Genomic DNA, 17654 nt, shown 5'->3' on the forward strand with positions numbered 1-17654 from the left:
TCACCCTCCTTAATTTTTAGCTTTCATTCTCTCGGCTTTTTCAATGGCATCATCAATCGTTCCAACCAGAAGGAAGGCAGATTCAGGAAGGTTGTCGTGCTTGCCTTCGATGATTTCCTTAAATCCTCTTATGGTTTCATTGATAGGTACATATTTACCTTCAATACCGGTAAACTGCTCGGCAACACTGAAAGGCTGAGACAGGAATCTCTCTACTTTTCTCGCTCTGGTTACAATGACCTTGTCTTCATCAGAAAGCTCATCCATACCCAGTATGGCGATTATGTCTTGAAGTTCCTTGTATCTCTGAAGAATTTCCTGAACGTTTCTTGCAACTCTGTAGTGTTCCTCACCTACTATCTGCGGATCTAAGATCCTTGAAGTAGAGTCCAGCGGATCTACTGCAGGGTAGATGCCTTTTTCGGATATTGCCCTGTTAAGTACTGTAGTTGCGTCAAGGTGGGCAAATGTTGTTGCAGGGGCCGGGTCGGTAAGGTCATCGGCAGGTACGTATACGGCTTGTACCGATGTTATGGAACCCTTGCTTGTAGATGTGATCCTTTCTTGAAGGGCACCCATCTCAGTTGCAAGAGTAGGTTGGTAACCTACCGCACTAGGCATCCTTCCCAGAAGTGCGGATACTTCCGAACCCGCCTGGGTAAATCTGAATATGTTGTCGATGAAAAGAAGTACGTCCTGTCCCTCTTCGTCTCTGAAATACTCGGCCATGGTAAGACCCGTAAGGGCGATCCTCATCCTTGCTCCCGGTGGCTCGTTCATTTGACCGAAGCATAGAGCCGTCTTGTTGATTACTCCGGACTCCATCATCTCGTAGTAAAGGTCGTTTCCTTCTCTCGTTCTCTCTCCTACTCCGGCAAATACTGAAAGTCCGCCGTGCTCGGTAGCAATGTTGTTTATAAGTTCCTGGATAAGTACGGTTTTTCCTACACCCGCACCACCAAAAAGTCCGATCTTTCCACCTTTTGTGTATGGTGCAATAAGGTCAACGACCTTGATGCCGGTCTCGAACATTTCAGGTTCCGTCTGCTGCTCGTCAAAGGAAGGAGCGCTTCTGTGGATAGGGTGTCTTTCGATACCCTCCTGTACAGGTTTGCCGTCTATGGGCTCTCCAAGTACGTTGTACATTCTTCCCAAGGTGTCTTTCCCAACTGGAACTTGTATGGGAAGTCCTGTGTCAAATGCATCCATTCCCCTTCTAAGTCCGTCTGTTGAATCCATCGCTATACATCTGACTATGTCATCTCCCAAGTGCTGGGCAACCTCAACAACGAGCTTTTCACCCATATGGTCAATGGTTATCGCATTGTACAGCTTGGGCAGATGTTCTCTTTTAAACTTAACGTCTATAACCGGGCCTATTATCTGCACGATCTGTCCTACATTTTGTGCCATTATATTGCCTCCAATCTTCTTTTATCGGTAATTATTTCTGAGCGTTGGCGCCACCGATGATCTCAGTCAATTCCTGAGTGATCTGTGCCTGTCTAGCTCTATTATAGTGAAGTGTCAAAACGTCTATCATTTCATTTGCGTTGTCAGTAGCAGTTTCCATGGCCATTCTTCTTGCACCTTGCTCCGATGCGCTTCCTTCTATCATGGCGCCATAGATAGTGGTGCAGATATACTTTGGCATAAGATAATTGAGAAGGCTCTCGGGAGAGGGCTCAAAAGTCATTATCAAAGGAATTTCGTCCTTTTGGGGCATCTCCACTTCATCAAACTCGTCTCTGCTCAAAGGCAGAAGTTGTATCATGTTTGCTCTTTGAGTGATGGTGGACACAAATTCTGTGAAGCTGAGTACCACTTGATCAACTTCTCCACTTTTATACATGTCCATTGCCATTTTGCCTATTTCACAGGCCTGGGCGTAGGTAGGTTGTTCCGAAACTCCGATCACGTCGTGGATCACGTCGTAACCTCTCTTTTGAAAGTAATCCCTTCCTTTGGAACCCAAAGTGATAAGTGCCGCCTGTTCCTTGTCCTTGACTGCATTGGTCACCAGCTTTATTACGTTGGCGTTGTAGCCTCCAGCAAGTCCCCTGTCAGCGGTCACGACTATGTACAATGTCTTTTTGATTTCCCTTTGCTCGAGATAAACGCTCTTTATCCTCTCGCACTGGGCTGCCATTTCACGCATGCTGGTAAGCATGGTTTCAAAGTATGACTTTCTGGCTTCAGCTCTCATCCTGGCTTTTCTCAACTTGGAAGAAGCAACCAGTTCCATGGCATGGGTGATCTGCTTTGTACTGTTGACGCTTTTTATTCTTCTTTTAATATCACGAATATTCTCCGCCATGGTCATTCACCTCCGTTAATGGACATTTTACAGTTCCTTTACAAACGAATCCGTAAATTTAGTCAACAACTCCGTCAACTGATCGACTATAGGATCTGAAAGGGCTCCCTCGTCCTTTATGAACTTAAGGGTTTCAGGATAGTTCAAGTCGGCGTATTCGACTAGTCCTTTTTCGTATTCCTTGATCTTGTCAACAGGTACTTTTGCTGCAAAATCATTGGTTATGGCGTAGATGACCAAAACTTGATGTTCAACTTTCATCGGTGCGTATTGATCCTGCTTAAGAAGTTCAACAACTCTTTCTCCCTTGGCAAGTTGCGCCTTGGTGGCTTCGTCAAGATCGGAACCGAATTGTGCGAAAGAGGCAAGTTCCCTGTACTGGGCGTACTCTATCCTAAGCGGTCCGGCAACCTTCTTCATGGCTTTTATCTGAGCCGCGCCACCTACCCTGGATACTGATATACCTGGGTTTACGGCCGGTCTGATACCTGCGAAGAATAATTCCGACTCCAAAAATATCTGTCCGTCTGTTATCGATATTACGTTGGTAGGGATATATGCGGATACGTCTCCGGCTTGTGTCTCGATTATAGGCAAAGCCGTCAATGAACCCCCGCTTTTCAGCTTGGCCGCTCTTTCCAAAAGTCTGGAGTGAAGGTAGAATACGTCTCCAGGGTAAGCTTCCCTTCCTGGTGGTCTTTTAAGAAGAAGACTCATTGCACGATATGCCACCGCATGCTTGGAAAGATCGTCGTAAATTATAAGGACGTCTTTTCCCTGGGCCATGAAGTATTCACCTATGGTGACTCCGGTGTAAGGAGCCAGATATTGAAGTGGTGCCAGCTCGCTGGCTGTAGATGCTACTACTATACTGTAATCCATTGCTCCCATTTCAGTAAGTTTGCTTACGATTTGAGCTACGGTAGATGCCTTTTGTCCGATGGCGACGTATATGCATATTACGTCCTCACCCTTTTGATTGATGATGGTGTCTATTCCCAGTGCTGTTTTACCGGTCTGTCTGTCTCCGATGATAAGTTCCCTTTGGCCTCTGCCTATTGGGATCATTGAGTCAATGGCCTTGTAACCAGTTTGAAGCGGAGTATCGACCGATTGTCTTTCGATAACGCCGGGTGCCTTTACTTCTACCGGTCTGGTGTTGGATGTGACAACGGGTCCTTTACCGTCGATAGGTTGTCCAAGAGAATTTACAACTCTTCCGATCATGGCCTCTCCTACGGGAACCTCTACTATTTTTCCTGTACACTTGACCTTGTCGCCTTCGACTATCTTGGTGTCGTCACCTAAAAGTACACAACCGACGTTGTCTTCTTCCAAGTTCAATACCATTCCAAATACATCCTGGGGAAATTCCAAAAGCTCTCCGGCCATGGCATTTTCCAGTCCGTGGATACGGGCAATACCGTCTCCTACTTGAATCACTGTACCTACATCAGCTGTTTCCAGCTTGTGCTCATATTGTAAAATCTGTTCCTTGATCACCTTGCTAATTTCTTCAGGTCTGAGATTCAATTAATTCACCCCTAACTCTTGTAGTCTTATTTCTTTCAACTCATTCTTGAGCAAAGATATTTTTCTCTTAACGCTTCCGTCGATTACCTGGTCGCCTATGTATACTATCAATCCGCCTATGATGCTCTTGTCAATTTCAGTGGTCAACATGACTGTTTTATTGTATTTTTTCTCAAGCTTGTCTTTCAGTCGCTCTTTGTCCTTTTCGTCCAGTTCGATGGCGCTTACCACGTTTGCCTCGACCAGGTTGTTCTCCGCAAAGTACAACTCTCTGAAAGAGTCAAAGACATCCTTGATATCTTCGATTCGATTTTTGTCCACGGACAACATAAGGAAATTGTAAAGGTACCCGTTGATTTGATCCTTGTAGATCTTTTCAAGGATAATCTTTTTTTCGTCGGTCTGAGTGCTCGGCAATATAAGAATTTCCCACAATTTCAGATTATCTCTGAAACTTCTCATGACCATCCTGAATTGCTCGTAGATTTCATCGACGATTTTCTGTTCCTTAGCGACTTCCAGCAAAGCCTGGGAATATTTTTTTCCTACCAGACTCATTGCGCCTCTCCCGCCTCTTCAATAAAGTTTGTGATAAGTTTGCGGTGTTTCTCGTTGTCCATTTCCGATTCTACGACTTTTGTAGCTGCCAGGATCGACAATTCAACGATCTCACCCTTGAGTTCTTCCAGCGCTTTCTCCTTCTCGCGTCGGATCTCAATTTGATTTCTTTCAAAAACTCTGTCGGCTTCCATATCGGCGTGCTTGAGGATCTCGTTTCTTTTTTCGTTGGCTTTAGTTGTGGCGCTTCTGATGATATCTCTTGACTCGTTTTCTATATTGCTTAGTTTCTCCTGATACTCCACCTTGTATTTTTCGGCCTCTGCCTTTAATTTTTCAGCCTCCGTCATTTCAGAGCTTATCTCTAGAGCTCTGGACTCCATGAATGCCTTTATCTTGTCATAGAAGAACTTTTTAACGATGAAAACCAGTACCAGAAAGTTGAATATATTTGCTGCGATTTGCATAAAATCCAGATTTACCATTCCAGTGTTTCCCATTAGGTTACCTCCCCTCTCAGGTCTATATTTTGCACCCAGGGTGCATCGAACGATTCAACAACCATACCGCGTTTAAATAAACGGATTTGCAAACAACAGTATCATTGCTACGATAAGTCCGTAGATACCGGTAGTCTCCGCTACTGCGGCTCCAAGAAGCATTGTTCTTGTAACATCTCCCTGAGCTTCAGGCTGTCTTCCAACGGCTTCGGCTCCCTTGCCGGCTGCGTATCCCTGGCCGATCCCAGGTCCGATACCTGCTATCATTGCCAGTCCTGCTCCTATTGCAGAACATGCTTTTATTAGTTCTATACCTGTTATCATTTTTTATCCTCCCCTGTGCTTAAATAAATGGATTTGCAAACAATAATATCATCGCTACGATAAGTCCGTAGATACCGGTAGTCTCTGCTACTGCGGCTCCAAGAAGCATTGTTCTTGTAACATCTCCCTGCGCTTCAGGCTGTCTTCCGACGGCTTCGGCTCCCTTGCCGGCTGCGTATCCCTGGCCGATCCCAGGTCCGATACCTGCTATCATGGCCAATCCGGCGCCGATTGCGGAACATGCTTTTATTAGTTCTATACCTGTTATCATCATTATCCTCCTCTTGTTATTGCACGTTTCGTGCTGTTTTTGATTGGGTTTTCATATTCAATTATTTTTTGATAAAGTGCATTTTATACAAATGGATTCGAATACATAAGTATCAAAGATACAATAAGAGCGTATATACCTGTTGTCTGGGCAACTGCCTGGCCCAAAAACATTATCTTGGTTATATTGCTCTGCTGATCCGGTCTCTTGCCCGTGGCTTCAGCTGCCTTGCCCGCTGCATAGCCCTGGCCGATACCCGGTCCGATACCGCCAATCATGGCGATCCCCGCTCCAAGAGCGGATGCACCCACTATTATAAAAGCACCTTCCATGGAAGCAAAAGGGTTACCGTACAATAGAATAAGTGATATAACAAGAGCCAAGATACCGGTAGTCTGAGCAACTGCCTGGCCTACCAGCATTACAAGGGTCACACCTTTTGAGTTCCTTGGATTTATCCCTACCGCTTCAGTGGCTTTCCCTGCTGCGTAACCTTGACCTATGGCCGGGCCCATTCCAGCTATAACGGCAATACCCGCTCCCAATGCGGAGCTGGCTATTACTACCATCCCCCCTGTGGAAGTTACCAGTGGATTTCCGAAAATCAGAATAAGTGCTACTACAAGAGCCAGTATGCCTGAAGTCTCGGCTATTGCAGCTCCAAGAAGCATTGTGGATATGATATTCTTGCTGTCCTTGGGACTGTGTCCTGTGGCTTCTGCGCCTTTTCCGGCAGCATAACCCTGACCGATTCCCGGGCCAATACCAGCAATCATTGCAAATCCGGCTCCTAGAACGGATGCACAGGCTATAATTACTTTTGGCTCATATCCCATAATAAAGTCAAAGAACCATTGGATAAAATTGGTTTCCATCATCAAACCTCCTTCCTGTTGATCATCCGTTTAGTCCATCGCCATGGAAATAAATACCATGGACAACATTACGAAAATAAAACTCTGCAGCAATCCTGAGAAAATGTCAAAGTACAGGTGGGCAAGGATGGGTATCCCGGCTGCGAAGAACATCAGATTCGTAAGTCCGCTGTAGATAAGTGACATGATAATGACTCCACCCAGCATGTTTCCGAACAAACGGAAGGACAATGATATGGGGTTTGCAAACTCGCCGATGATGTTGATGGGAAGAAGCAAAGGTATCGGTTCGATGAACCCTTTTAAAAACCCGCCTATCCCCTTTGATTTGATCGCGAAGAACTGTGTCATGAAGAAGGTCAACAGCGCCAAACCAAAAGTCATGGTCAAATCTGCAGTTGGAGGCCTCAAAGCCACCAGACCGAGTAGATTGGCAATGCCCAGATACATGAATAATGCCAGCATGTAAGGAGCGAAAGCCATGTTTTTTTTGCCCATTGTGTTTTCTGTCAGGTTGTCGATTGCACTTACCACCATCTCTGCCACAACCTGAAGCTTGCCGGGAACTTTTTTCATGTTCCTGGTGGATAGAAACGCAAAGATGATGATCAGTCCCATTACCAGCCAGGTGTTCACCATGGTTTCGGTTATGGGAAAGCCGAGTATTTCGGCGTAAATCTTTGGACCGCTCATTTTTTCACCTCTCGATTAAAAGTATTTTGTCATTTATTTCAAGCCGAATTTTATTTCGGCAAAGGGCACCTACTTTTTGATTCCCGTATATATATTTAGTATGAATATCACGAATTTTATAAGAAGAAGACCGATTACAGTACCGAGTACGTTCATGGTTTCATTGTTTATGGACACATAAAGGACCGCCCCTGCAAGAAGATATCTAACGAAATATCTGCTGGTGACGTATGCCTGAGCTTTGGATGCAGGCATTGACATGGATTTTTTGATGGTTAATTGCAGAAGCCTGAAATTAAGGATGCTGAATACCATCCCGAACACCAGACCCATAAGAAGACTGGGACCGTCATCGCTTAGTAAAAACATGGCGGCGCCGATTACAGCACCGGCGATCACAGTTGCTTTGATTACCGTACTTGCTTCAAAATCATAGTTTGCTTTCTGAGTCATTTCCATTATCCTCTTCACTATCCTTTTCGTTGTTTCTTGAGGCTCTGGTTCCAATTACAAACATATTTCTCAATGCAGCCAAGACACCCATTATCGTCATTATGAATAAAAACAGATTTCCCGTTCCAAAGCGGCTGTCCAAATATTTCCCTATGAAAAAACATCCGGCTATGGGCACGAACATGGATATCCCCAGTTGGGTCAGCAAGGCCAAATTCGCCCAGGGGTTCTTTTTATTCATCTTACACCTCGATTTTGGTTAATTATATGTCAATTCCATTTGGAATTGCGTAAATCCACTTTGCATTTGCTTGATATTTATATTGTAAAACGATGAAAAAGCATTCATTTTTGATCAGATTGTACTGCTGTATATACAAGTAGTTATTTTATTCTACTACATGAATGTTAAATTTACAACAATTATTATGCCTTATCTACAATTATTTTTGCTTCCGCAAGAAATCTCAGAGACATGTAATCGGGATAATCTCCACTGTAGACTATTCTTTTTATTCCGCTGTTTATTATCATCTTGGCGCACAATATGCATGGAGAATGGGTTATGTATATTGTTGAATCTTTGATGCTGACGCCGTGCATGGCGGATTGTATGATGGCATTTTGTTCTGCATGGATCCCCCTGCAAAGTTCGTGTCTGGATCCGGAAGGTATGTTCATCTCTTCTCTCAGGCACCCAACTTCGCCGCAGTGTGCGATCCCGCTGGGAGCTCCGTTGTATCCGGTGGCTATTATTCTCTTATCCTTGACTATTATGGCGGCAACCTGCCTTCTGAGGCATGTGGACCTTTTTTTGACCACCTGAAGTATCTCTAAAAAATATTCATCCCACGAGGGTCTATCCATTTCAAACATCTCCTGACGAAATTATTCAAACAATTGTATACAATGTACTGTGGACACGATTACAAACTGTGGCTTAAGTATAATCCCTATTATAACGTGTATCAATGTTAAAAACAATCTCTTCACACTATCGCCGTTTTGTCGTCAATCCCATTATAGTGGAAATATCAAAATCAGTCCGTTGCATGAGATACGGTTTGGATCATATAAAAAAAAGACAGTGTACCAATAAAAATGGTCACTGTCCGTTATCATTGCAATCAAATCATTTAGTTCCGAACAATCTGTCTCCTGCATCTCCCAGACCGGGCACGATGTACGCGTGGTCATTTAGTACTTCGTCCACAGCTCCTGCGTAAATGTCAACGTCAGGATGGGCATTTTGAAGGACTTCCACGCCTTTTTTTGATGCGATCAGGCACATGAACCTGATGTTTGCAGCTCCTCTTTCCTTCAAGAAATCGATGGCTGCAGATGCAGATCCTCCTGTTGCAAGCATCGGATCCACAAGAATGATCTCTCTGTCTGCTATATCAGTGGGAAGCTTGCAGTAGTATTCAACTGGTTCTAAAGTCTCAGGATCCCTGTAAAGTCCGATGTGGCCTACCTTGGCGACTGGTATCAATGATAAAAGTCCATCGACCATGCCGAGGCCCGCTCTCAAAATGGGCACGATGGCAAGTTTCTTGCCGGAAAAAACCTTGGTTTTCATGGTAGTTATGGGTGTTTCAATTTCGACTTCGTCAAGTTGAAGATCTCTGGTTGCTTCGTATGCCATCAACATGGAGATTTCATTGACCAGTTCCCTAAACTCCTTGGCTCCTGTGTTTTTGTCCCTTATCATGCTGATTTTGTGGACGATCAGGGGATGGTCCATTACTATTAATTTTGACATATTAGCCTCCTCTTATTTATTGTATTTGGATTCCAAATCTTTTATCTTGTTGACTCTTCTTTCGTGTCTGCCGCCTTCAAAGTCGGTTTTAAGCCAGGTATCGACTATTTCCAAGGCAAGATCGGTTCCAAGAACCCTTCCGCCCAGGGCAAGAATGTTCGCATCGTTGTGTGCTCTAGACATTTTTGCGGAGAATGTATCGCTTACCAAAGCCGCTCTTATTCCCGGTATTTTGTTGGCGGAAATAGAGATCCCAAGACCTGTGCCGCAGACGATTATTCCCTTCTCGGATTCTCCGTCCTTTACGGACAGCGCCACTTTCTCGCCGATTTCAGGGTAATCCACCGATTCGGTATCGTATGCTCCAAAATCTTCAACTTCGTAGTTTTTATCAAGCAGGTATTCTTTTACAGTCTCTTTCAGTTGGAATCCGCCGTGATCTGATCCTATTGCGATTTTCATGCTTATCATCTCCTGATTTATATTTTTTTATTTTCAACCAAAGTTTTAATGGTTTTTTGCAGTTCATATGCGGTTTTTCTGTATGTGCTGAGTCCTGACCCAAAGGGGTCGGAAATATCTATGTAGAAATTCTCTTCAGCCTGTTCCTTGATGGTAGTGATCTTGAATGCATATCCGGGAAACAGATGGTGAAGATGGGACTTTTGAGTCCGGGTCATGGTCAAGACCATGTCTGCATCTGCAATCAGCTTTTCATCTATCTGTTTGGAAACGTGGCCTGAAATGTCTATCCCCATTTCTCCCACGGCTTCGATGGCCTTGGGATTTGCCCCTTCACTATAATATACGGATGTGCCTGCAGAATCAATGGATATTTGATCTTTAAGACCCTCTTTTTCAATGATCTGCTCAAAAATACCCTTTGCCATGCTGCTTCTGCATGTATTTCCCGTACAAACCAAAAGTATTCTTTTCATCTTTTCCCCCTGTGTATCCGCTGTTAAATTCAAACGGTCACTATGTTGTAACCGGCAGCTTTTGACAGCCTGTTGTTTACAGCCAAGAATTTTTCTTCATCTTCAAAAAGCGGTGCAAGTATTGTATCCGCCTTGATTTGATTGCACTTTCTCAGGGAACTGTAAAGTCGCTCCATTATTTCTTGCGGGCTGTTGATGGATCCCATGTCGATGACAGCATATCCTGCAAATTCATCTAAAAATTCCGTGGGCACCAATGCCACTCGATTCTCTTCTGAGAAGTTCTCGTCTTCAAGGATACTCTTCATCCTATAAATTACCCCTTGGATGGGTCCTTTAACCAAAATCATTTTACCTTCAGGTGCATAATGTCTGTATTTCATTCCGGGAGCTTTTGGAGTTTCCCCCTCCTTGAGACTCTCTTTTACACCTTTGTCGATTTTCACTTCTCCAACAACATCCTGAAGTTGTGCAAGACTTATGCCCCCCGGTCTGAGAAGTACAGGCACCTCTTCTGTCACGTCCACCACCGTCGATTCAAGCCCTATCCTTGACCGTTGTGATGAAATGATCACATCCACCCTGCCGTCTAAATCTTCTATTACGTGAGCCGCACTTGTAGGGGATGGTTTTCCCGACAGGTTGGCACTTGGAGCGGCCAAAGGAACTCCTGCTGCTTCTATCAAAGCCATTGCGACAGGGTGATCGGGCATCCTTACTGCTACGGTATCAAGCCCTCCGGTCGTTTCCAATGGAACTTCCGGCGTCTTTTTCATGACCAGGGTAAGTGGTCCGGGCCAAAATTCTTCCATCAAGGCTCTGGCTTTGGAGCTTACGTGGACCGTAAGTTTCTTCAACATTTCCAGATTGCTTATGTGCAGTATCATGGGATTGTCTGAAGGTCTGCCCTTTGCCGTATATATCTTCTTGACACTGTCGGCTCTCATGCCGTCTGCGCCAAGGCCGTATACGGTCTCGGTAGGGAAAACCACGGTTCCTCCGCCTTTTATGACCTCTGCGGCGTATTGGATTTTTTCCCGTTCATCATTGCGTGCAAGATCGTCAGATTCTATTTTTATTATTTTTGTATTCATATTATTCCTGCTTCCGTTTAGTGCTGATTATTCTATTGCTAAGTAGATCCTTCGACAAGCTCAGGATGACAAGCATTATAGATCGTCATTCTGATCAAAACGCAGTGAAGAGAAGAATCTACTTAGTTCAGGTCTTTAATTAGATACTTCATTTCACTCAGTATGACGTAATTGAATTGGTCCTTCGACAAGCTCAAGATGACAAGCATCATAGATCGTCATTCTGATCAAAACGCAGTGAAGAGAAGAATCTACTCAATATGACGTAATTGAATCGATCCTTCGACAAGCTCAGGTGCCGGTAGGGACGGGTCCACATAATCACAGAGAAATCCCTTTCGAAATTTCTCTGTCAAGTTTACTGCATTTTCAGTTTTTCAGCCTGATCAGTCGTAGTAAGTCCGTCGATCATTTCATCCAAGGCACCGTCTAAAAACTCTTCGAGCTTGTACAGGGTAAGTCCGATCCTATGGTCGGTTATCCTTCCCTGAGGATAGTTGTACGTTCTGATCCTCTCGCTTCTGTCACCTGTTCCTACCTGGCTTTTTCTGTTTTGAGCCTGTTCGGCATTTTGCTTTTCCTGCTCGATCTCATAAAGCCTGGTTTTAAGGATCTTCATTGCCTTTTCCTTGTTCTTGAGTTGGCTTTTTTCATCCTGGCAGGTAACTACCAATCCTGTAGGAACGTGGGTAAGTCTTACCGCAGAGTCCGTGGTGTTAACGCTCTGACCGCCATTTCCGGAAGATCTGTACACATCAACTCTTATGTCATTCTGATTGATTTCAATTTCAACGTCTTCAGCTTCCGGCAGTACCGCAACCGTAGCGGTGGAAGTATGTATCCTTCCCCCCGATTCCGTGGCCGGTATCCTTTGGACCCTGTGAACGCCGCTTTCGTATTTTAATCTGCTGTACGCTCCGTCTGCATCTATCAAGAATATTATCTCCTTGATCCCGCCCATGTCCGGAATGTTGGAGCTCATTATTTCGTATTTCCAGCCGTTTCTCTCGGCGTATCTGGTGTACATCCTGTAAAGTTCGCCGGCAAACAAAGCCGCTTCACTTCCGCCTGCACCTGCTCTGATTTCGACCATTACTCCCTTGTCGTCGTTAGGGTCTTTAGGCAACAACAAAATCCTGAGACTTTCCTCAAGCTCTTCTTTTCTTTCGTTAAGCTCGGAAAGTTCCGACTCCACCATATCCTTAAAATCTTTGTCCAGTTTGTCTCTAAGCATTTCTTTTGACTCTTCTATGCCTTTTTCAACCTTTTTGTACTCCTTGTACTGATTTACTATGGGCTCAAGATGAGAGTGCTCCTTGACGTACTTTCTCCAATTGTCCTGATCTGCTATTATATCCGGATCGCTCAGCTTTTCGCCAAGTTCCTCGTATTTTGATTCTATAAATTCCAATTTATCAAGCATTTTTTCATCCTCCAATTAACTTCACGTTGGGATTATACCACTATTCGCCTTTCAATACAATCACATAGCTAGTAGAAGAAGTATCCAAAAGCTCCCATTGTCAAAAGGATTATGATGGGATTGACCCTTTTGATGGCCGACAGCAAGAATGTAACTATTGCTATGGCTATCCCCATGTAATCGACGATTGCGTCCTCGATCAAAAGAAATCCCGCCGATGCGATCATTCCTATTACCACCGGTCTGATGAACTCCAGCGCTCTTCTTACATATAATGAATCTTTGAATTTATTAAAATAGTGGCTCAACAGATACACGATCACCGATGAAGGCAGTATCACTCCCAAAGTCGCAATTATACCTCCCCAGGCCGTTCCGCTTAAACGATAACCCAAAAATGTGGCCATATTGACGGCGATGACTCCGGGAGTCATCTCGGCCACCCCGACGATGTCAAGAAACTCCGCCGCAGACATCCAGCCCTGAACGTTTATGATCTCCCTTTGCATGATGGGGATCATTGCGTATCCGCCGCCGAAAGTAAACATACCGATCTTAAAAAATGTGACGAACACTTCGATTATTGCATCGAACATGAATTAGCGCCTCCTTTCGAGGTACTTCTGAAACAGCACCCCCAAAAGTGCGGCCCCGCCTATGACAATGACCGGATCTACTTTTATAAAACTGATCAGAGCGAAAGACAGGATGGATAAAGTGTACCATGTCCATCTGAGCCTGTTTTTTTTGACCAGATTGAAAACCGCAGCAAACATCAGACCTACTACAGCCGGTCTGATTCCACTGAATATGGGATTTGCAAATTCCAAGCTCCGAAACTTTTCATAATTTGCGGCCAGTATCAGGATTATCACCACCGGTGATATTATTACGCCGACAACTGCGGCAATTATGCCTTTGACTCCCGCCACATGATAACCCGTGTATACGGCGCTGTTGACAGCAAGTGGTCCGGGTGAAGCAGTAGCCACCGTCAGCATGTTCAAAAAATCCTGGTCGGTGAACCATTTCTTTTTATTTATGAATTCATCCTCAAAGAGTGGGAGCATGGCATAACCCCCGCCTACTGTAAATGCACCTATTTTAAAAAACGATTTGAATATTTCGAATAAGATCTTCATTTTCCCTCCTTCGAAACTTATATGTCCTTTTACGGTCAAAAACCCACTTCTTTTGCGGACTGGCCGAAATCAAAGTGGGCACGTTTCATATAGCCTCTTCTTTTATGATGCTATCTTTTTTCAACAAATAATCTATAACTTCCTGTCTGGTGATGATGCCAATAAAGACCCCGTCATCATCAGTTATGGGAACAAAATTCTGGGTTTTGCTAAGTTCGATGATGATGCCCAGATCTTCGTTTATTCCCGCCGATTGTACCTTGCGCTTTCTTTTTATGTCCTTTAAGGTAAACTTGCGGGTATTGTCAAAATTCATACCGGGGTTATTCTTGATTTCCCAAAGGAGATCCCCTTCGGTCAACGTCCCTACATACCTGCCCTTTTCGTTTATAATGGGAATGGCGCTGTAAGCATTTTCTTCCATGACATCAAGTGCAAATTGTACTGAGCAGTTGTTGGGTAGAAAAACCACGTCTCTTTTTGGAACAAGCAAAAATAAAATGCTATCCAAATCCTTCACCTCTTTGTATAGTGATCATACTATCATTATACACCATTATAAAGGTTATAGCTTAACTAGATCTTAACAAACTCTCATTTTATCATTTTTTGTTTAAACAAGGTTCTCGGGATTAAGACCTTCCAACCTTGGGTGGACGAAGTATCCGTCTTTTCTGATCAGAACATCGTCAAAATAAATTTCTCCGCCACCGTACTCTTTTGTCTGTATGCACACGAGATCCCAGTGCACTGCAGATTGATTTCCATTTGAAGCATCTTCGTAGCACATTCCCGGAGTAAAGTGGAAACTGCCCATTATCTTTTCATCGAACAAAATGTCGTTCATTGGACCCAGTATGTACGGATTTACCCCAATGGCAAACTCTCCTATGTATCTTGCGCCCTCATCGGTATCCAATACCTGATTTATCTTTTCTGTGTTGTTGGCCGTAGCTTCTATGATTTTACCGTCTTTGAAAGTAAATTTCACGTTTTCATAAGTAAAACCCTGATACTGGGATGGTGCATTATATGATAGAACTCCGTTTACCGAGTCCTTGACAGGAGCTGCATAAACTTCTCCGTCTGGAATGTTGAGTTTTCCGTCGCACTTTACAGCTGGTATGTCTTTTATGGAAAATTCCAGGTCTGTTCCCGGTCCGGTTATCCTTACCTTGTCAGTTTCATTCATCATTTCAAGCAAGGGATCCATGGCCTTGGACATCTTGTTGTAATCCAGATTGCACACCTTGAAATAAAAATCTTCAAAGGATTCTATGCTCGATCCTGCAAGTTGAGCCATGGAAGCGTTTGGATATCTTAAAACGACCCATTTTGTATTGTTGACCCTTTCATCCGTAACAGGTCTTGTCAGCTTGCTGTACATGGCCATCTTGTCAGCCGGGACGTCGGCCAGTTCAGTTATGTTGTCAGATGCTCTTACACCTATGTAGGCATCCATCATTTTCATCTGATAAAGTTCATAATCATTCAATATTTTAAGCTGCTCTTCCTTTGCATCGAGCAACAGCTCCCTGTTTATTGAACTGTCCACAATGGATACAAAAGGGTAGCCCCCTTTGGCGTGGACTTCTTTTACGAGTTGGCGAACCAGAGGCTTCGCACTTTCTCCATTTACCCAAATGAGTACTTTTTCTCCTTCTTTTACCTCGCAGGAGTAGTTTACAAGGTTGTGAGCCAGTTTTTTTATTCTTTCGTCCATTTTGTTGCCCCTTTCGTTTGTTTTAATAATTGAGTAGATCCTTCACATTCGTTCAGGATGACAAACACTATGAATCGTCATTCTGATCAGAGTTTACCGAGGGAAGAATCTATTTAGTTTGATTTTTGATAAGCTACTTCGCTTCACTCAGTATGACAGCATTTACAAGATCCTTCGACAAGATCAGTATGACGGTTTATGATACTTGATGAGCCTCTTCACATTTGTTCAGGGTGACAATCGCTATGGATCGCCATTCTGACCAGAGTTTACCGAGGGAAGAATCTATTTAGTTTGATTTTTGATAAGCTACTTCGCTTCACTCAGAATGACGGCATTTACAAGATCCTTCAACAAGATCGGTATGACGGTTTATGATACTTGATGAGTTCCATAGTTTTACAGCAGGGTGCTGAAAGCCGCCCCTATCAAGGCTCCGTTTTCGACCTTAACTCGCTTTACATGAAACCCGAATTCATCTTTGATCATTTTTAAGTAATTGTCAAAAATCTTCTGATATTTAGAAGAAGCGTAAAAAGTTGTTCCTTCTACTATAAGGCATACCGGTTTGTGCGGATTTTTGCCTTTACCAGTCTTCATCAGTATTGCACAAATACTTGCAGCTATATACCTGGCCGACCTTTCCAAAAGATTTTTTATCACTTCATGGGCAAACCGTCTGTCTTCGATATCCTTAAAAAATTTGTTCAAAATTCCTTTCTCATTGTCGGGGAAATCGAAAAAATCCAGGACATCCGCTGTCTGCAAAGTTTCAAGCTCCCGAAGATCATCTTTTGACACGGATTTGAAGCAGGATTCCTCTGCGGCCAGCCTTAAGATTTCCAAAACCAGGTCTCCGAGATATGCTCCGGAAAGCATCTTTTCCGTCAGTTGTTTTCCGGGATTTTCTGTCTTTTCATCTAATCGCATATCCGCAGATCCTCTCGGGAATTTATCATAGGCTCCGGATTCCAAATTTATGATAGTGAAACCGGGTTTATTTTTCAGGTCATCTTCCTTTAAGATCTCACAATTATTTTCTATATAGCACACATTCATTCCGGTTCCAAGGATCAAACAGATGAAATCGTCGTAACCAGCTCCCCAATGAGTTGCGACACCTCCCAATAATCCTGCCACCGTATCATTCAATACGGTTATATTTTTGGGTTTTCTTAGTTTATAATTCAGCGCTTCTGCAACTTTTATACCTTCTATGTCTTTGACCTTTACTTCTTTTGTCATGGATATCATGACCGCTTCTTTATCAGGAAGGATCCTTGCCGGGTATGAAAAACAAAAACCGATCCTGTCGCTTTTTAAGATCACAGGTTCAAGAAACCCTGCGATGATCCCGAAAAATTCGTCCCTTTCGATCTCCGCTCCGTTACTTCCCGGCATTTTGTGCCTGGTAAGCTCCTCGATCGTTATAGCTTCATCATCAAAAGTTACAACGGCTTTTCTAAAATTTGTCCCCCCTGCATCTGCTGCAATTACTTGTTTTCTAGAAACCGGGATTTTCCCGGGATCCAGATAAGAAGGGATCATTTTTAAAGACGAGCCTTCATCACTTTTCAGACCTGCGGCTATTTCTTTGAGAAACTTTATGCTTTCCTCCTGAAAATCCGAAGTTCCCCAATGCATGTTATTTTTTCTTAAAAACTTATTTGCCCCACGGGCAGGATCTTCGTTCTTCATAAGGCCCTCCGCCATTATTTTGCCTAAATTTATTTTAACATAGTAAACAACTGTTTTTTATATTATTTTGAATTTTGTATCCTGGGATACGGAAATTTCTATTGATAAGTATTATCATTAGACCATAAGATAAAATAAAATTATTTTGGAGGATTGTAAAATGATAAATAAAGATATGACTATAGGTGAAGTATTGAAAGTAGACAGAACTTTGGCAGCAAAGTTGATGGAATTTGGAATGGGTTGTGTAGGTTGCCCTTCGGCTCAAGCTGAGACCCTGGCGGAAGCTGCTAGTGTTCACGGTGTCAACGCAGATGTTTTAGTTGATGCATTGAACAGTGCGGAGTAAT

Annotated in this window: 23 protein-coding genes; 1 reads left to right on the forward strand and 22 read right to left on the reverse strand. The window is 43.6% G+C overall.

The annotated features are described in order from the left end of the window. Positions 1-9 precede the first annotated feature (9 nt). The 22 genes from atpD to IWB18_RS03385 all read right to left on the reverse strand — a co-directional run bounded on the left by atpD (position 10) and on the right by IWB18_RS03385 (position 17304). Positions 10-1413: a F0F1 ATP synthase subunit beta gene (gene atpD, locus IWB18_RS03280; protein ID WP_195682177.1), complete on the reverse strand. Its 1404-nt coding sequence runs from the start codon at positions 1411-1413 to the stop codon at positions 10-12. 31 nt (positions 1414-1444) lie between these two features. Then, complete coding sequence (gene atpG / locus IWB18_RS03285) at positions 1445-2317, reverse strand: ATP synthase F1 subunit gamma (RefSeq protein WP_195682178.1); 873 nt, start codon at positions 2315-2317, stop codon at positions 1445-1447. Between the two features lie 27 nt (positions 2318-2344). Further along, on the reverse strand, positions 2345-3850 hold the full coding sequence (gene atpA, locus IWB18_RS03290) for a F0F1 ATP synthase subunit alpha (protein ID WP_195682179.1): 1506 nt from the start codon (positions 3848-3850) through the stop codon (positions 2345-2347). Further along, complete coding sequence (atpH, locus tag IWB18_RS03295) at positions 3851-4408, reverse strand: ATP synthase F1 subunit delta (RefSeq protein ID WP_195682180.1); 558 nt, start codon at positions 4406-4408, stop codon at positions 3851-3853. Next, positions 4405-4908: a F0F1 ATP synthase subunit B gene (locus IWB18_RS03300; protein ID WP_195682181.1), complete on the reverse strand. Its 504-nt coding sequence runs from the start codon at positions 4906-4908 to the stop codon at positions 4405-4407. Before IWB18_RS03300 ends, atpH begins: the two co-directional genes overlap by 4 nt. A 72-nt stretch (positions 4909-4980) precedes the next feature. Continuing rightward, complete coding sequence (gene atpE / locus IWB18_RS03305) at positions 4981-5232, reverse strand: ATP synthase F0 subunit C (RefSeq protein ID WP_195682182.1); 252 nt, start codon at positions 5230-5232, stop codon at positions 4981-4983. Between the two features lie 19 nt (positions 5233-5251). Further along, the gene (gene atpE, locus IWB18_RS03310; RefSeq protein ID WP_269747898.1) at positions 5252-5506 is read right to left on the reverse strand and encodes an ATP synthase F0 subunit C; all 255 of its coding nucleotides are present in this window, start codon (positions 5504-5506) and stop codon (positions 5252-5254) included. An 80-nt stretch (positions 5507-5586) separates the two neighbouring features. Continuing rightward, positions 5587-6378, reverse strand: coding sequence for an ATP synthase F0 subunit C (gene atpE, locus IWB18_RS12780; RefSeq protein WP_225877744.1), 792 nt, complete (start codon positions 6376-6378; stop codon positions 5587-5589). Positions 6379-6408: 30 nt separating this feature from the next. Then, complete coding sequence (gene atpB, locus IWB18_RS03320; protein ID WP_195682184.1) at positions 6409-7071, reverse strand: F0F1 ATP synthase subunit A; 663 nt, start codon at positions 7069-7071, stop codon at positions 6409-6411. Positions 7072-7140: 69 nt separating this feature from the next. Further along, the gene (locus IWB18_RS03325; protein ID WP_195682185.1) at positions 7141-7524 is read right to left on the reverse strand and encodes an ATP synthase subunit I; all 384 of its coding nucleotides are present in this window, start codon (positions 7522-7524) and stop codon (positions 7141-7143) included. After that, the gene (locus IWB18_RS03330) at positions 7502-7765 is read right to left on the reverse strand and encodes an AtpZ/AtpI family protein (RefSeq protein WP_195682186.1); all 264 of its coding nucleotides are present in this window, start codon (positions 7763-7765) and stop codon (positions 7502-7504) included. The genes IWB18_RS03325 and IWB18_RS03330 overlap by 23 nt, the downstream gene beginning before the upstream one ends. A 185-nt stretch (positions 7766-7950) precedes the next feature. After that, positions 7951-8391 carry a deoxycytidylate deaminase gene (locus IWB18_RS03335; protein ID WP_195682187.1) on the reverse strand — a complete coding sequence of 147 codons (441 nt, stop codon included), beginning with the start codon at positions 8389-8391 and terminating at the stop codon, positions 7951-7953. A 265-nt stretch (positions 8392-8656) separates the two neighbouring features. Continuing rightward, the gene (upp, locus tag IWB18_RS03340; RefSeq protein WP_195682188.1) at positions 8657-9286 is read right to left on the reverse strand and encodes a uracil phosphoribosyltransferase; all 630 of its coding nucleotides are present in this window, start codon (positions 9284-9286) and stop codon (positions 8657-8659) included. A gap of 12 nt (positions 9287-9298) precedes the next feature. Continuing rightward, the gene (gene rpiB, locus IWB18_RS03345; RefSeq protein ID WP_195682189.1) at positions 9299-9748 is read right to left on the reverse strand and encodes a ribose 5-phosphate isomerase B; all 450 of its coding nucleotides are present in this window, start codon (positions 9746-9748) and stop codon (positions 9299-9301) included. Between the two features lie 17 nt (positions 9749-9765). Further along, a complete protein-coding gene (locus IWB18_RS03350; protein WP_195682190.1) occupies positions 9766-10224 on the reverse strand; it encodes a low molecular weight protein arginine phosphatase in 459 nt (152 codons plus the stop codon). A 29-nt stretch (positions 10225-10253) separates the two neighbouring features. Further along, complete coding sequence (locus IWB18_RS03355) at positions 10254-11318, reverse strand: L-threonylcarbamoyladenylate synthase (RefSeq protein WP_195682191.1); 1065 nt, start codon at positions 11316-11318, stop codon at positions 10254-10256. A gap of 358 nt (positions 11319-11676) precedes the next feature. Further along, positions 11677-12741 carry a peptide chain release factor 1 gene (prfA, locus tag IWB18_RS03360; protein ID WP_195682192.1) on the reverse strand — a complete coding sequence of 355 codons (1065 nt, stop codon included), beginning with the start codon at positions 12739-12741 and terminating at the stop codon, positions 11677-11679. 68 nt (positions 12742-12809) lie between these two features. Continuing rightward, a complete protein-coding gene (locus IWB18_RS03365; RefSeq protein WP_195682193.1) occupies positions 12810-13337 on the reverse strand; it encodes a chromate transporter in 528 nt (175 codons plus the stop codon). A 3-nt stretch (positions 13338-13340) separates the two neighbouring features. Beyond that, positions 13341-13883 carry a chromate transporter gene (locus IWB18_RS03370; protein WP_195682194.1) on the reverse strand — a complete coding sequence of 181 codons (543 nt, stop codon included), beginning with the start codon at positions 13881-13883 and terminating at the stop codon, positions 13341-13343. Positions 13884-13968: 85 nt separating this feature from the next. Further along, on the reverse strand, positions 13969-14394 hold the full coding sequence (locus IWB18_RS03375; protein WP_225877745.1) for a CBS domain-containing protein: 426 nt from the start codon (positions 14392-14394) through the stop codon (positions 13969-13971). Positions 14395-14496: 102 nt separating this feature from the next. Beyond that, entirely contained in the window at positions 14497-15606 is a 1110-nt protein-coding gene (locus IWB18_RS03380) for an aminopeptidase (protein WP_195682195.1), read from the reverse strand. Between the two features lie 399 nt (positions 15607-16005). Continuing rightward, positions 16006-17304, reverse strand: coding sequence for a hexokinase family protein (locus IWB18_RS03385; protein WP_195682196.1), 1299 nt, complete (start codon positions 17302-17304; stop codon positions 16006-16008). 160 nt (positions 17305-17464) lie between these two features. Between IWB18_RS03385 and IWB18_RS03390 the strand changes: the two genes are divergently transcribed. Further along, on the forward strand, positions 17465-17653 hold the full coding sequence (locus IWB18_RS03390) for a DUF1858 domain-containing protein (RefSeq protein ID WP_195682197.1): 189 nt from the start codon (positions 17465-17467) through the stop codon (positions 17651-17653). The last annotated feature ends 1 nt before the right edge of the window (position 17654 follow it).

Origin of the sequence: Alkalibacter mobilis (assembly GCF_015594845.1) — a bacterium.
Taxonomy (GTDB): Bacteria; Bacillota; Clostridia; order Eubacteriales; family Alkalibacteraceae; genus Alkalibacter; species Alkalibacter mobilis.

Bases quoted from the DNA above. Each gene is read 5' to 3' on its own strand.
- IWB18_RS03300 (WP_195682181.1), bottom strand. From the start codon at position 4,908: ATGGGAAACACTGGAATGGTAAATCTGGATTTTATGCAAATCGCAGCA.
- IWB18_RS03330 (WP_195682186.1), bottom strand. From the start codon at position 7,765: ATGAATAAAAAGAACCCCTGGGCGAATTTGGCCTTGCTGACCCAACTG.
- prfA (WP_195682192.1), bottom strand. From the start codon at position 12,741: ATGCTTGATAAATTGGAATTTATAGAATCAAAATACGAGGAACTTGGC.
- atpD (WP_195682177.1), bottom strand. From the start codon at position 1,413: ATGGCACAAAATGTAGGACAGATCGTGCAGATAATAGGCCCGGTTATA.
- IWB18_RS03355 (WP_195682191.1), bottom strand. From the start codon at position 11,318: ATGAATACAAAAATAATAAAAATAGAATCTGACGATCTTGCACGCAAT.
- IWB18_RS03350 (WP_195682190.1), bottom strand. From the start codon at position 10,224: ATGAAAAGAATACTTTTGGTTTGTACGGGAAATACATGCAGAAGCAGC.
- rpiB (WP_195682189.1), bottom strand. From the start codon at position 9,748: ATGAAAATCGCAATAGGATCAGATCACGGCGGATTCCAACTGAAAGAG.
- IWB18_RS03385 (WP_195682196.1), bottom strand. From the start codon at position 17,304: ATGAAGAACGAAGATCCTGCCCGTGGGGCAAATAAGTTTTTAAGAAAA.
- atpE (WP_225877744.1), bottom strand. From the start codon at position 6,378: ATGGAAACCAATTTTATCCAATGGTTCTTTGACTTTATTATGGGATAT.
- IWB18_RS03370 (WP_195682194.1), bottom strand. From the start codon at position 13,883: ATGAAGATCTTATTCGAAATATTCAAATCGTTTTTTAAAATAGGTGCA.
- atpE (WP_195682182.1), bottom strand. From the start codon at position 5,232: ATGATAACAGGTATAGAACTAATAAAAGCATGTTCTGCAATAGGAGCA.
- atpE (WP_269747898.1), bottom strand. From the start codon at position 5,506: ATGATGATAACAGGTATAGAACTAATAAAAGCATGTTCCGCAATCGGC.
- atpG (WP_195682178.1), bottom strand. From the start codon at position 2,317: ATGGCGGAGAATATTCGTGATATTAAAAGAAGAATAAAAAGCGTCAAC.
- IWB18_RS03325 (WP_195682185.1), bottom strand. From the start codon at position 7,524: ATGACTCAGAAAGCAAACTATGATTTTGAAGCAAGTACGGTAATCAAA.
- IWB18_RS03390 (WP_195682197.1), top strand. From the start codon at position 17,465: ATGATAAATAAAGATATGACTATAGGTGAAGTATTGAAAGTAGACAGA.
- IWB18_RS03365 (WP_195682193.1), bottom strand. From the start codon at position 13,337: ATGTTCGATGCAATAATCGAAGTGTTCGTCACATTTTTTAAGATCGGT.
- atpH (WP_195682180.1), bottom strand. From the start codon at position 4,408: ATGAGTCTGGTAGGAAAAAAATATTCCCAGGCTTTGCTGGAAGTCGCT.
- atpB (WP_195682184.1), bottom strand. From the start codon at position 7,071: ATGAGCGGTCCAAAGATTTACGCCGAAATACTCGGCTTTCCCATAACC.
- upp (WP_195682188.1), bottom strand. From the start codon at position 9,286: ATGTCAAAATTAATAGTAATGGACCATCCCCTGATCGTCCACAAAATC.
- IWB18_RS03380 (WP_195682195.1), bottom strand. From the start codon at position 15,606: ATGGACGAAAGAATAAAAAAACTGGCTCACAACCTTGTAAACTACTCC.
- IWB18_RS03335 (WP_195682187.1), bottom strand. From the start codon at position 8,391: ATGGATAGACCCTCGTGGGATGAATATTTTTTAGAGATACTTCAGGTG.